The organism is Streptomyces sp. NPDC054794, assembly GCF_053611585.1.
The window spans coordinates 16,233-28,164 of record NZ_JBSHAQ010000046.1 but is presented as its reverse complement, the minus strand read 5'-3'; the positions used below and the strand labels follow the sequence as shown (position 1 = coordinate 28,164).

The following is an 11,932-nucleotide window of genomic DNA, read 5'->3' as shown; positions in this document are numbered from 1 at the left end:
CGTCATACGATCGGGTCGTGGACGGTGACGAGCTTGGTGCCGTCCGGGAAGGTCGCCTCCACCTGGACGTCGTGGATCATCTCGGGGATGCCCTCCATGACGTCGTCCCGGGTGAGCAACGTGCGGCCGGAGGCCATCAGTTCGGCGACGGTACGACCGTCGCGCGCGCCTTCGAGGATGTGCGACGTGATGAGCGCGACCGCCTCGGGGTGGTTGAGCCTGAGGCCCCGGGCCCGGCGCTTGTCGGCCACGTCGGCCGCCACATGGATCAGCAGCCGTTCTTGCTCGTGCGGGGTCAGTTGCACGTCCCACTTCACCGTCCTCGCCCGGACCGTGCGGGGTCCGGATACCGCAGCCCCGGGGCAAAGTCCCTGGTGGCGTGATGCGGCAGGCTAGTTGGACCGAGTTTCGAGCACGTTAACCCAAGCTGTGATCCCTCGGTCACCGGTGCGCGGGGCATGCAGGCCCGTCAACCCCCTCAGCCCCCCCTTCAGGATGGTGGCGGCCCCCGCGACGGACCCGCTCGTCAGCGCCCCGACGGCGAGCGGGCTACCGCCGTCCTGGCCGGCACAGCGGCGGGCGCGGAGGTGACCCTGCTCGGGCTGCGCGGGTGGTGGTATTCGGCAACCCGTTCTCGGGCGCCACCTCGGCCCCGCAGGTACCGCCCGAGGCGGTCGGGACGATCGGCCAGTGGCTGCCGCCGGGCGCGGGCGCGCCCCTGCTGCACTCGGTGTCGTTCTTCGACGGCGCTGCGGCGGCCCCCGCCCTCGGTCCGGGCGCCGCACAGACCGGCGGCGCTGCCGTCCCGCGACACGAGCATCGCGCCGGCCCGGGAAGCCGTACCGCTAGGCCCCGTTGGACCCCCGGTGCTCGGCCGCGATGCCGAAGCGCCTGCGTTCGCGGGACGCGGGGGCGGGGGCGGGGTCGCGGACGCCGGAGACCGAGCTGATCACCGGCTCCTCGGCGGGCTCCTGGAGCTCCTCCAGCCGTTCGAGGTCGGCGGCGGAGACGAGGGCGACGAGAGGCTTGCCGTGCCGGGTCACGACGACACGCTCACCGCCGTACACCACCCGGTTGATCAGGTCGGCGAGCTCAGCCCTGGCTTGAGTCACCGGAATCTCGTAGGCCATACCCACAGCTTACGGGGCTCCCCCGGACACACCGCCCCGAGGACAGCCATCCCAAAAGTCTGTACGTCCTGTACATTTTTTACAGACAGCTCTGCCGGAGACGGCTCTGCCGACAGGAGGGGTATGCCATGACCCGACCGTCCGCCCGCTATGTCCTGCCCGAGTTCACCGAGCGCACGAGCACCGGCCACCGCACGCTCGATCCGTACTCCAAGCTCCTTCAGGAGCGGATCGTCTTCCTCGGCACACCCATCGACGACACGTCGGCCAACGACGTGATGGCGCAGTTCATGCACCTGGAGCACGACCACCCCGACCGGGACATCTCGCTGTACGTCAACTCCCCCGGCGGCTCCTTCAGCGCGGCGGCGGCCGTCTACGACACGATGCGGTACGTCACCTGTGACGTGGAGACGATCTGCCTGGGCCAGGCGGGTTCCTGCGCCGCGCTGTTGCTCGCGGCCGGCACACCGGGCAAGCGCTTCACGCTGCCGGGCGCGCGCATGCTGCTCCGGCAGCCGTCCCTGCCCGAGCCGGTGCAGGGCCAGCCGAGCGACCTCGTCATCCAGGCCGAGGAGTTGACCCGGGTCCGCACCCTCCTCGAAGAGATGCTCGCCCGGCACACGGGCCGCGACCCGGAGCAGGTGCGCGAGGACCTGGAGCGGGACCTGGTCCTCGACGCGCAAGGCGCGCTGGAGTACGGGCTGGTGGACGGGATCATCCCGAACCGCAGGGCCTCGCGCGGCACGCCGGACGCGAGGTGAGCCGCCGATGCTGCCACCGGAACTTCCGCCACTGCCCGCGCTGACCCGTGCCGAGGGCGAGTTGATCGACCGTTACCTGGACGTGGTCGATCTGCTCGGCCGGATCAACCCGGGCCGGCACGGGGACACGTACCGTGGACTGCGGGCGGCCCAGGCACTGGTCGCCAAGGCCACGGAGTTGCGCGACGCGCTGGCCCTGATGCACCGAAGGGGCGAGACGGAGGTGCACGCGGCCACTCTGGCACGGGCGTTGCGGGTGCTCGACGGCGAACGACGCACCGCCCGCCTCGCCGTGCCGCCCGACGACACCTGCTGACGGCGTGGGTCGACCGCGCTGCTGTTCGTCGACACGTGCGCGGTCCGGTCGAAACGATCCAAATGACGTACCCCCGTTCGGCGTAGCGGCGCGTCCTTCCACTCGACCGTCAGGGTTGCGCAACGCGCTTGCCCGAGAGGTGTCGTGGGGTGCTTTCGCGCTGGTCCGGGGCCTCGTGACCCACTCGACCGTGACTCGAACACAGCACTGTCCACCCGAACGGGTGAGTGGTGAGTAACACCACAAATCCCCGATTCCATTGGGATTTTCGGACACCTGTGAGTGAAGATCCCTGTCTGACGAGCCCCCGCCACAACGGCGGGGCGGTCCGGGCGGACGCCGAGTCCTGCCGCCGCCCGGATGACCGGTCGACAGGAGTGGATCGGCAGGAGTGGAGGACCCGAGCAAGACGGGTCGCCGGAACGGACGTTCTTCGTCTGTTTGTTCGTTCCGAGCAGCCCTTGGGGTGAAGCCGCGGCAACGCGGCCGGGCAACTTCGCCAGCCCGAATCCGACAGGTCATCCTTCACAGGCGGCTGACGAAGGGTTGCGCATGACTGCGCTCAATCGTGTCCCGTCGCTCATGGCCCGGGCCGGTACGGCCTCGGCCCTCACCATCGCCGCCGTGGGCGGCTCGATCGTGGTCCCGGGCTTCGCCGCCGACGCCTCGGCGGCGACCATGGCGACGAAGGCACTCCAGGTCGCGGCCTCCAAGAAGGGTGCCCCGTACAAGTGGGGCGCCACGGGGCCGCGCAGGTTCGACTGCTCCGGGCTGACGCTGTACTCGTACAAGAAGGCGGGCAAGACCCTGCCCCGCACGGCCGCTCAGCAGTACAACAGGACGCACCACGTCTCGGCCAAGCACCGCAAGGCCGGAGACCTGGTGTTCTTCCACTACGGCTCCAGCGTCTACCACGTCGGCATCTACGCCGGGAAGGGGAAGATCTGGCACGCCCCGAAGACCGGGGACGTGGTGAAGCTCCAGAAGATCTGGACGAGGAGCGTCTGGTACGGCCGGGTCAGCTGACCTGCCCGAGGGGTGGCGGCGACTGACGCGCCGTCACCCCCTCGGGGCCTGGCCCGCGATGACGCGTGGTCAGGTCACGACACGAACGGTTCGAGCAGCAGGGCCCCGCCCAGGACCGTCAGCGCCAGACCGGTCCCCGTCCGCAGGGCCCGGGCGGCCCGCGGCCGGCGCAGCCACGTGCCGAGCCGGTCGACGAGCAGCGCCACCGTCGGGAACCACACGAGGGTCAGCCCGATCACGATCAGGGCGAGCAGCAGGGTCCTGGGCAGCGCGGGGCTCCCCGCGGGCACGAACTGGGGCAGCAGGCTGAGGAAGGTCAGCGAGACCTTGGGGTTGAGGGCGTTGGTGACGAACCCCTGCCGCACGGGGTGCGTGGCCGCCGTCGGAAGCGCCTCGGGCTCCCCCGCCGCCCCCCGCAGCGCCCACAGGGTCCGTACGCCGAGATACAGGACGTAGGCGCCGCCCAGCAGTTGCAGGGTCCGGAACAGCGCCGGCACGGCCACCAGGACCGCGGCGACCCCCGCGACCACCAGCGTCGTGTGCACGAGCAGCCCGCCCGCGATGCCCAGCGCGCAGGCCACGCCCGCGCGGCGGGAGACCAGTGCGTTGCGTACGACGACGGTGAAGTCGGCACCCGGCATGGCGACCATGCCGGCGGCGACCCCGGTGAAGGCGATGAGCTGTCGGTCCATGGGCCCAGCCTGCCGGAGCGGAGCCTTCAGCAGGTATGTCGAATCCCCTGGGTTAGCCTTAAGCATCTCTTTAGGCACGGGACGGCAGACGGGCGGCCGGGCATGTACGACCCCACACGGCTCGCCGCGCTGGTCGCGGTGGCGGAGGCGGGTTCCATCACACGGGCCGCCGAGCGGCTCGGCTACACGACCCCCGCGCTGTCCCAGCAGCTGGCCAAACTGGAGCGGGAGGCGGGCACGGCGCTACTGGTCCGCCACCACCGCGGGGCGCGGCTGACGGACGCGGGCGAGCTGCTGGTGGCGCGGGCGCGCCGGATCCTGGACGAGCTGGAGCGCGCCCGGCACGAACTGGCCCGGCTGACCGGACTCACGGGCGGCACGCTCAGGCTCGGCACCTTCCCGACGGCCGGGATCCATCTGCTGCCGCCGGCACTCAGCGCGTTCCGCCGGGCGCATCCGGACGTGGAGCTGTCGGTGGCGGACTACGATCCGCCGGCCGGGGTGGCCGCGGTCGCGGCCGGGGAGGTGGACCTGGCGCTGACGCACGCGTACCACCCGGCGGAGCCGTGGCCGGTGCCGTCCTCGGTCGGTCTGGAGCCGGTGCTGGAGGAGGAGCTGGTCCTGGTGACCGCTCCGGGGCACGTTCTGAGCGAGGGGTCCGCCCGGCTGCCACTGTCCGAGCTGGCCGGCCAGCCGCTGATCAGCATGGCGCCGCACAATCCGGCTCGGCAGGGCGTCGAGTCCCTGCTGGCGCGGGCGGGAGCCACGCCGTCCGTGCTGGTCCCGACTCCCGGGTATGCCGTGGTGTGCGCGCTCGTGAGCGCGGGGCTCGGCGTGGCGGTGGTACCGGAGATGGTGGCGCGGACGGCGGTCACTCCGGTCGGGGTACGGCCGTTGGCCGCGGGAGAACTGCGCCGTACGATCTCGGTCGCCCACCGGGCCGACGAGGTGGCCCCCGCCGCGGACGCCTTCCGGGCGCTGCTGCGGGGCGCGTTCGGCCGCGCACGACAGGGCTGACGCCAGAGCTCCTGCCGGCCCGCGGCTCGCGCTAGGGTTCCTGCTGACCCGCCGCGCTGACCGGCTGGGCCCGTACCGTCCAGGGCAGTTCGATGGAGACGGTCTTGCCGCCCTCGCGGGTGGGCCGCACCCGCAGCTTTCCGCCGCATTCGGCGGTGAGCCAGCGGATGATGACCAGACCGCGCCCGTTGTCCTGCTGGACGGCGGCGGGGAGTCTCTTGGGGAAGCGGGGGTGACTGTCGGTGACGCCGATACGCAGGTGTTCGTCGCGGTGGAGGACCATGTCCACCGTGAAGGTGGGTGACTGTCCGAACGTGTGCTGTACGGCGTTGGTGGCGAGTTCGGAGACGATGAGCCGGATGGTGTCGGCCACTTCCGTGTCCGCCGGCAGACCCCATTCCGCGAGCGTGCCCACCACGTAGGTACGAGCCACGGAGACCGAGGCGGGATCGCTCGGCAGAGTGACGGATGCTTCCAGATGGTCTGCCATGGCGACGTCGTCCTTTTCCCACGGGACCGGAGTCCGACACGGTGCGGATGGTTCGAGTACGGTCCCGGACTGGTGCTTCGTCGCCAGACTGCCATTACCAGGCCGGTCACGGGTGGCGATCCACCAAGATATGCATATATCTGTCGCTCGAAGCGGTGAACTCTGCGACGGCAGACCGTATTTGGGCGGCTCGGAAGGAGTAAGGAGTAGCCCATGCAGAACGGTCCCGCGGTGCGCCGCCGGAAACTGGGCGCCGAACTGCGCACCTTGCGCACCGAGGCGGGTCTCACGAGCGGTGAGGCGGCCCGGTTGGTGGGCTGGCACCAGTCGAAGGTGAGCCGCATCGAAACCGGCGCCAGCGGTGTGAAATCGGCCGATGTGCGGTTACTCCTCGACGCCTATGGAGTGACGGACGGCGAACTGCGTGACCTCCTGATGGTGTTGGCGGGGTCGGACGACGTCGCCGGCCGGCACCACTGGTGGCACGCCTATCGCGGGGTACTGCCGCACACCTACCGGGACTTCATCAGCCTGGAGTCGCAGGCCAGCGAGATGCGCACGCTGGAGACGTCGGTGGTCCCGGGGCTGCTGCAGACGCCGGAGTACGCCCGCGCGGTGACCAGGGCGGCCGTGAACGGGCGGGACGACGCGGAGGAGCGGCTGGCCGCGCTGGTGGAGGTGCGGCTCGCCCGGCAGGACGTGCTGCGTTCGGATCCGCCGCTGGAGCTGACCGCCGTGCTGGACGAGGCGGTGCTGCGGCGCGAGGTCGGAGGTCCTGACGTGATGGCACGGCAGCTGGAACGACTGATGGACGCGGCGCGCCTGCCCCAAGTACGGCTTCAGGTACTGCCGTTCGCGGCCGGTGCTCACATCGGCATCACCGGGCCTTTCGTTATCTTCTCATTTCCGAGCACGTCTGATCTGGATGTGGTTGTTCTGGACCACTTGACGAGTAGCCTCTATCTCGAACGGAAAGAAGACCTCCAGGCGTACTCGGAGGCCTTCAACAACCTTCAGATCCACGCCCTTTCACCCGAGGACTCGTTGGATTACATCGCCGGGATAGGCGACGGCGCGTAAGGAGGCACCATGACTGCACTGCCTCGGAACGTTCCCTCAAGTACCGATCTGCACGGTGTGCGGTGGCTGCGCAGCAGTTACAGCACGGGAGCCAACAACTGCGTGGAGACGGCACGGCCGCGCTCCGGTCCGATGACCGGGCTGGTGGCCGTGCGCGACTCCAAGGAACCGGCCGGACCCGCGCTGCTCTTCTCCCCCGAGAGCTGGGCGGGATTCGTCACCGCGTTCCGTTGATCCCCGCGCACCCCGACTCGATCGATCCCAACTGATCACATTCCGTCAAGGCGCGCTCGGCCGTGTCACGCCGACTCATGGTCGCGCCTCGCCGATCACACGTACAGCGCGTTCGATCTCGGCCCCGGAGAGGTCCGCTCGGGCGGTCAGCCTGAGCCGTGAGATGCCGTCGGGCACGGAGGGAGGACGGAAGCAGCCCACGACCAGGCCGGCCGTACGGCAGTCGGCCGCCCAGCGCACGGCCTTCTCCGGGGACGGTGCCCGCACGGAGACCACCGCGGCGTTTGGACGTACCGCTTCCAGACCCGCGGCGGTCAGGCGCGCGTGCAGTTCGGCGGCCACCGCGCGGGCCCGCGCGGCCCGCTGGGGCTCGCGGCGCAGCAGCCGGAGCGCCGCCAGGGCCGCGCCGGCCGAGGCGGGGGCCAGTCCCGTGTCGAAGATGAACGTCCGTGCCGCGTTGACCAGATGGTCGATCACCCGGGCCGGGCCGAGCACCGCACCGCCCTGGCTGCCCAGCGACTTGGACAGGGTCACCGACACGACGACGTCGTCGGCACCGGCCAGTCCCGCCGCGTACGGGGCTCCCTGCCCGCCGTCGCCCAGGACACCGAGCCCGTGGGCGTCGTCGACGACCAGCCCCGCCCCGTGCTCCCGGCACGCCGCGGCGAGTTCCGTGAGCGGCGCGGCGTCCCCGTCGACCGAGAACACCGTGTCGGAGACGACGATCGCGGGCCCCTCGTGCGTGCCCAGCGCCTTGCGCACCGCGTCCGGGTCGGCGTGCGCGACGACCTGCGTGGTGCCGCGGGCCAGCCGGCAGCCGTCGATGAGCGAGGCGTGGTTGCCGGCGTCGGAGACGATCAGGGAGTCGTGCGGGCCCAGCGCGGTGACCGCGGCGAGGTTGGCCGCGTACCCGGAGGAGAACACCAGGGCCGCCTCGACGCCGCAGAAGTCGGCCAGCTCGCGCTCCAGCTCGGTGTGCAGTTCGGTCGTTCCGGTGACCAGCCGGGAGCCGGTCGCGCCGCCGCCCCAGGCGCGGGCCGCGGCCGCCGCCCCTTCGGTGACCTCGGGGTGCCGGGACAGGCCCAGGTAGTCGTTGCTCGCCAGGTCCAGCAGAGGTGAATCGGCGGGACGGGGCCGCAGGATCCGCACGAGTCCGGCGCGGCGCCGTTGCTCCGCCTGGTCGTCGATCCAGCCGAACACCATGGGTCCTCCGAGGCTTTTGTAGGTAGCGGACAGACACTAGTCGGACGCCCAGCCGCCCAGGGTGTGGCAATACCCACACGTCCAACCGTCTCCGTTGTGCAAACTCTCCTTGGCCCCGGGCGGTCCCGTAGGACAGGATCGGACCTCATGGACCTGCTGAACACGCTGGTGGACAAGGGGCTTCGGCGCGAGCTGCCGACCCGCGAGGAAGCACTCGCCGTGCTGGCCACCTCCGACGACGACGTACTCGATGTGGTGGCCGCGGCCGGCAAGGTGCGCCGGCACTGGTTCGGCCGGCGCGTGAAACTTAACTACCTGGTCAACCTCAAGTCCGGCTTGTGCCCGGAGGACTGCTCCTACTGCTCGCAGCGGCTCGGCTCCACGGCCGGCATCCTGAAGTACACCTGGCTCAAGCCCGACGAGGCCTCCGAGGCCGCCGCCGCGGGCCTGGCCGGTGGCGCCAAGCGGGTCTGTCTGGTGGCCAGCGGGCGCGGCCCGACGGACCGGGACGTGGACCGGGTGTCGGACACCATCAAGGCCATCAAGGAGCAGAACGAGGGCGTCGAGGTGTGCGCCTGCCTCGGTCTGCTCTCCGACGGTCAGGCCGAACAGCTGCGCGACGCGGGCGCGGACGCGTACAACCACAACCTCAACACGTCCGAAGGGACGTACGGGGACATCACGACCACGCACACGTACGCCGACCGGGTGGACACGGTGCAAAAGGCGCACGCGGCGGGTCTGTCCGCCTGCTCGGGTCTGATCGCGGGCATGGGCGAGAGCGACGAGGACCTGGTGGACGTGGTCTACTCGCTGCGCGAGCTGGACCCGGACTCGGTGCCGGTGAACTTCCTCATCCCGTTCGAGGGCACCCCGCTCGCCAAGGAGTGGAACCTCACCCCGCAGCGCTGTCTGCGCATCCTGGCGATGGTCCGGTTCGTCTGCCCGGACGTCGAGGTGCGGATCGCGGGCGGCCGCGAGGTGCATCTGCGCACCCTGCAGCCCCTCGCGCTGAACCTGGCCAACTCCATCTTCCTCGGCGACTACCTCACCAGTGAGGGCCAGGCCGGCAAGGCCGACCTGGAGATGATCGCGGACGCCGGGTTCGAGGTGGAGGGCACCGACCAGGTGACGCTGCCCGAGCACCGGGCGACGGCCGGGGGCGGTTGCGGGTCCCACGAGAGCGCCGGTTGCGGCTCGCACGAGGGTGCCGGCTGCGGTGGGCACGAGGCCGCGGGCTGCGGGTCCCACGAGGCCGGCGGTGTCTGCGGTACGGCTCCGGTGGCGCAGACCGCCGAGCCGCGCACGGACCTGGTCTCCGTGCGCCGCCGGGGCGCCGGAACGGACCTCGCGCCCAATGCCTGACCTTCCGGACCTGGGCGTCCCCGAGCTGCTGGAGCTCGACCGGCGGCACGTGTGGCATCCGTACGGCCCGATGCCCGGGCGCGCCGAACCGCTCGTCGTGGAGGCGGCGAGCGGGATCCGGCTGACCCTCGCGGACGGCTCGGGCGAGCTGGTGGACGGCATGTCGTCCTGGTGGTCGGCGATCCACGGCTACAACCACCCGGTGCTCAACGAGGCCGTGCAGGCGCAGTTGGGCCGGATGAGTCACGTGATGTTCGGCGGGCTCACGCACGAGCCCGCCGTGCGCCTCGCGAAGCTCCTTGTCGACATGTCGCCCGACGGTCTGGAGCACGTCTTCCTCGCCGACTCCGGTTCGGTGTCGGTCGAGGTCGCCGTGAAGATGTGCCTGCAGTACTGGCGCTCGCTCGGCCGTCCGCACAAGCGGCGGCTGCTGACCTGGCGGGGCGGCTACCACGGCGACACCTGGCAGCCGATGGCCGTGTGCGACCCCGACGGCGGGATGCACGAGCTGTGGACCGGCGTCCTGCCGCGCCAGGTGTTCGCGGACGCCCCGCCGGCCGAGTACCAGGAGTCGTACGCCGAGCACCTGCGCTCGCTGATCGAGCGTCACGCCGACGAGGTCGCCGCGGTGATCGTCGAGCCCGTGGTGCAGGGCGCGGGTGGTATGCGCTTCCACTCCCCCGCGTATCTGCGGGTGCTGCGCGAGGCGTGCGACGCGCACGACGTGCTGCTGGTGTTCGACGAGATCGCGACCGGGTTCGGGCGCACGGGCGCGCTGTTCGCGGCGGACCACGCCGCGGTGACGCCGGACGTGATGTGCCTGGGCAAGGCCATGACCGGCGGCTATCTGACGATGGCGGCGACGCTCTGCACGCCGCGGGTGGCCGACGGCATCTCGATGGGCGAGGTCCCGGTGCTGGCCCACGGGCCGACGTTCATGGGTAATCCGCTGGCGGCGGCGGTGGCCTGCGCGTCGATCGGGCTGCTGCTCGGGCAGGACTGGCTGTCCGAGGTGAAGCGGATCGAGAGGGGCCTCAGGGACGGGCTCGCCCCGGCCGCGGAGCTGCCCGGAGTGAAGGACGTACGGGTCCTGGGTGCCATCGGGGTGGTCCAGCTGGACCACGAGGTGGACATGGCGGTGGCCACCCGGGCCGCCGTGCGCGAGGGCGTGTGGCTGCGGCCGTTCCGCGACATGGTCTACACGATGCCGCCCTATGTCAGCGGCGACGACGACGTGGCACGGATCGCCCGCGCGGTGTGCGCGGCGGCGCGGGAGGGTTGAGATGCCGGTACTGATGATCACGGGCACGGGCACGGAGGTCGGCAAGACCGTCACGACCGCCGCCGTGGCCGCCGCCGCGCTCGCGGCCGGGCGATCGGTGGCCGTGCTGAAGGCGGCCCAGACGGGCGTAGGGCCCGACGAGCCCGGCGACGCCGACGAGGTGGTCCGGCTCGCGGGCCCGGTGGCGGCGAGCGAAATGGCCCGCTACCCCGAGCCGTTGGCGCCGGGCACGGCGGCGCGCCGGGCGGGCCGCGCCCCGGTTCATCCCCAGGAGGTGGCCGAGGCCGCCGCCAAGCTGGCCACCGAGCACGATCTGGTGCTGGTCGAGGGGGCCGGCGGGCTGCTCGTCCGGTTCGACGCCGCGGGCGGGACGCTGGCGGACGCCGCCCGGCTGCTGAACGCGTCGGTGCTGGTCGTCGCCTCCGCCGGGCTCGGCACGCTGAACACGACGGAGCTGACGGCGCGGGAACTGCGTTCCCGGGAGCTCACCCTGCTGGGTGTGGTGATCGGCAGCTGGCCCGACTCCCCGGACCTCGCGTCCCGGTGCAACGTGGCCGACCTTTCGGAGGTCGCGGGCGCCCCGCTGCTCGGTGCGCTTCCCGCCGGTGCCGCGTCGCTGGCGCCCGCCGACTTCCGTACGGCGGCTCCCGGCTGGCTGTCACCACGGCTGGACGGAACCTGGGACGCGGAGGCGTTCCGGGTGCGCGAGGCGCCCTGAGGCGACCGCTCAAAGGGTGTCGGCGTCCGTCAGGTTTCGTCAGGGTCCGACAGCAGCCGCACCAGTTCGATCCGGGAGCGGATGCCCAGCCGGGCGAAGACACCGCGCAGATGGTGGTCGATCGTGCGGCGGCTGAGCGCGAGCCGGTCGGCTATCTCGCGGTTGGTGGCGCCCTCGGCGGCCATGCGGGCGACCATCAGCTGCTGCGCGGTGAGCAGCGTGGACGACTTCGTGTCCGTCGCCGGGGTGAACCACGGCATCTCCCCCGCCTCCCTGTGCGGGTGGCTGTACCCCTCCTGCAAGGAGATGCGGACGGGCAGTTCCTTGCTGACGGCGCTGAACTCCGGTGACGAGACGCCGGGCAGCGTGTCGTACGCGAGCTACTGGTCGCACTGCGACGACGCGATCAACCCGGACAGCTCGGCGCTGCTCAGCGGAGCGATCAATGTCGGGGTCGGCTGCATCTCGCACACCGACATGAACAACGACCACGGCGTGTACGAACAGGTGCGCGACTTCATCGCGTGAGCGTCAGCGGGGGTGTGACGGGCCCGCGCGGGGGACAATGCCCTTGTCCCCCAGTACCGTCCCGACCGTCCTGTTGGGGAGGTTGCC

The 11,932-nt window shown here is 71.3% G+C and carries 14 protein-coding genes, 2 pseudogenes and 1 riboswitch; of the genes and pseudogenes, 10 read left to right on the top strand and 6 right to left on the bottom strand.

All coding sequences use genetic code 11. The features are described 5' to 3' along the window. Nucleotides 1–2 precede the first annotated feature (2 nt). Together ACWGKT_RS35865 and ACWGKT_RS35860 are read right to left on the bottom strand one after the other, a co-directional pair. Nucleotides 3–305: an urease subunit gamma gene (locus ACWGKT_RS35865; protein ID WP_356147507.1), complete on the bottom strand. Its 303-nt coding sequence runs from the start codon at nt 303–305 to the stop codon at nt 3–5. A gap of 540 nt (nt 306–845) precedes the next feature. Further along, nucleotides 846–1,130 carry a type II toxin-antitoxin system Phd/YefM family antitoxin gene (locus tag ACWGKT_RS35860; protein WP_453276931.1) on the bottom strand — a complete coding sequence of 95 codons (285 nt, stop codon included), beginning with the start codon at nt 1,128–1,130 and terminating at the stop codon, nt 846–848. Between the two features lie 128 nt (nt 1,131–1,258). Between ACWGKT_RS35860 and ACWGKT_RS35855 the strand changes: the two genes are divergently transcribed. The 3 genes from ACWGKT_RS35855 to ACWGKT_RS35845 all read left to right on the top strand — a co-directional run bounded on the left by ACWGKT_RS35855 (nt 1,259) and on the right by ACWGKT_RS35845 (nt 3,236). Beyond that, a complete protein-coding gene (locus ACWGKT_RS35855; RefSeq protein ID WP_453276930.1) occupies nt 1,259–1,894 on the top strand; it encodes an ATP-dependent Clp protease proteolytic subunit in 636 nt (211 codons plus the stop codon). A 7-nt stretch (nt 1,895–1,901) separates the two neighbouring features. Continuing rightward, entirely contained in the window at nt 1,902–2,210 is a 309-nt protein-coding gene (locus ACWGKT_RS35850) for a hypothetical protein (RefSeq protein ID WP_356147501.1), read from the top strand. A 340-nt stretch (nt 2,211–2,550) separates the two neighbouring features. Next, nucleotides 2,551–2,759: riboswitch (cyclic di-AMP (ydaO/yuaA leader) on the top strand. 3 nt (nt 2,760–2,762) lie between these two features. Continuing rightward, nucleotides 2,763–3,236 carry a C40 family peptidase gene (locus ACWGKT_RS35845; RefSeq protein ID WP_356147498.1) on the top strand — a complete coding sequence of 158 codons (474 nt, stop codon included), beginning with the start codon at nt 2,763–2,765 and terminating at the stop codon, nt 3,234–3,236. Between the two features lie 74 nt (nt 3,237–3,310). On the opposite strand, the gene ACWGKT_RS35840 is transcribed toward ACWGKT_RS35845, so the two are convergent. After that, on the bottom strand, nt 3,311–3,928 hold the full coding sequence (locus tag ACWGKT_RS35840) for a LysE family translocator (protein ID WP_453276929.1): 618 nt from the start codon (nt 3,926–3,928) through the stop codon (nt 3,311–3,313). A gap of 102 nt (nt 3,929–4,030) precedes the next feature. Here ACWGKT_RS35840 and ACWGKT_RS35835 point away from each other — a divergent pair, with 102 nt between their 5' ends. Beyond that, nucleotides 4,031–4,945, top strand: coding sequence for a LysR family transcriptional regulator (locus ACWGKT_RS35835; protein WP_453276928.1), 915 nt, complete (start codon nt 4,031–4,033; stop codon nt 4,943–4,945). Between the two features lie 31 nt (nt 4,946–4,976). Here the strand turns inward: ACWGKT_RS35835 and ACWGKT_RS35830 are convergent, their stop codons facing one another. Beyond that, nucleotides 4,977–5,435 (bottom strand): ATP-binding protein, encoded by a 459-nt coding sequence (locus ACWGKT_RS35830; protein ID WP_235453893.1) that lies wholly within the window; start codon nt 5,433–5,435, stop codon nt 4,977–4,979. Nucleotides 5,436–5,648: 213 nt separating this feature from the next. On the opposite strand from ACWGKT_RS35830, the gene ACWGKT_RS35825 reads away from it, so the two are divergent. Then, the gene (locus ACWGKT_RS35825) at nt 5,649–6,515 is read left to right on the top strand and encodes a helix-turn-helix domain-containing protein (protein WP_356147488.1); all 867 of its coding nucleotides are present in this window, start codon (nt 5,649–5,651) and stop codon (nt 6,513–6,515) included. A 9-nt stretch (nt 6,516–6,524) separates the two neighbouring features. Further along, a complete protein-coding gene (locus ACWGKT_RS35820) occupies nt 6,525–6,749 on the top strand; it encodes a DUF397 domain-containing protein (protein ID WP_356147486.1) in 225 nt (74 codons plus the stop codon). A gap of 75 nt (nt 6,750–6,824) precedes the next feature. Here ACWGKT_RS35820 and ACWGKT_RS35815 read toward each other — a convergent pair whose 3' ends face one another. Continuing rightward, entirely contained in the window at nt 6,825–7,952 is a 1,128-nt protein-coding gene (locus ACWGKT_RS35815) for an 8-amino-7-oxononanoate synthase (RefSeq protein ID WP_453276927.1), read from the bottom strand. Nucleotides 7,953–8,099: 147 nt separating this feature from the next. Here ACWGKT_RS35815 and bioB point away from each other — a divergent pair, with 147 nt between their 5' ends. From bioB to bioD, 3 genes are read left to right on the top strand one after another with little or no spacing between them, the layout of a single operon-like run. After that, on the top strand, nt 8,100–9,317 hold the full coding sequence (gene bioB / locus ACWGKT_RS35810; protein ID WP_453276926.1) for a biotin synthase BioB: 1,218 nt from the start codon (nt 8,100–8,102) through the stop codon (nt 9,315–9,317). Further along, nucleotides 9,310–10,599 carry an adenosylmethionine--8-amino-7-oxononanoate transaminase gene (locus ACWGKT_RS35805; protein ID WP_453276925.1) on the top strand — a complete coding sequence of 430 codons (1,290 nt, stop codon included), beginning with the start codon at nt 9,310–9,312 and terminating at the stop codon, nt 10,597–10,599. The genes bioB and ACWGKT_RS35805 overlap by 8 nt, the downstream gene beginning before the upstream one ends. Before the next feature lies 1 nt (nt 10,600). After that, on the top strand, nt 10,601–11,317 hold the full coding sequence (gene bioD, locus ACWGKT_RS35800; protein ID WP_356147475.1) for a dethiobiotin synthase: 717 nt from the start codon (nt 10,601–10,603) through the stop codon (nt 11,315–11,317). Nucleotides 11,318–11,346: 29 nt separating this feature from the next. Here bioD and ACWGKT_RS35795 read toward each other — a convergent pair. Continuing rightward, a pseudogene (locus ACWGKT_RS35795) lies at nt 11,347–11,532 on the bottom strand (helix-turn-helix domain-containing protein); the annotation flags it as partial. Nucleotides 11,533–11,536: 4 nt separating this feature from the next. Between ACWGKT_RS35795 and ACWGKT_RS35790 the strand changes: the two are divergent. Continuing rightward, a pseudogene (locus tag ACWGKT_RS35790) lies at nt 11,537–11,845 on the top strand (lipase); the annotation flags it as partial. Between the last annotated feature and the right edge of the window lie 87 nt (nt 11,846–11,932).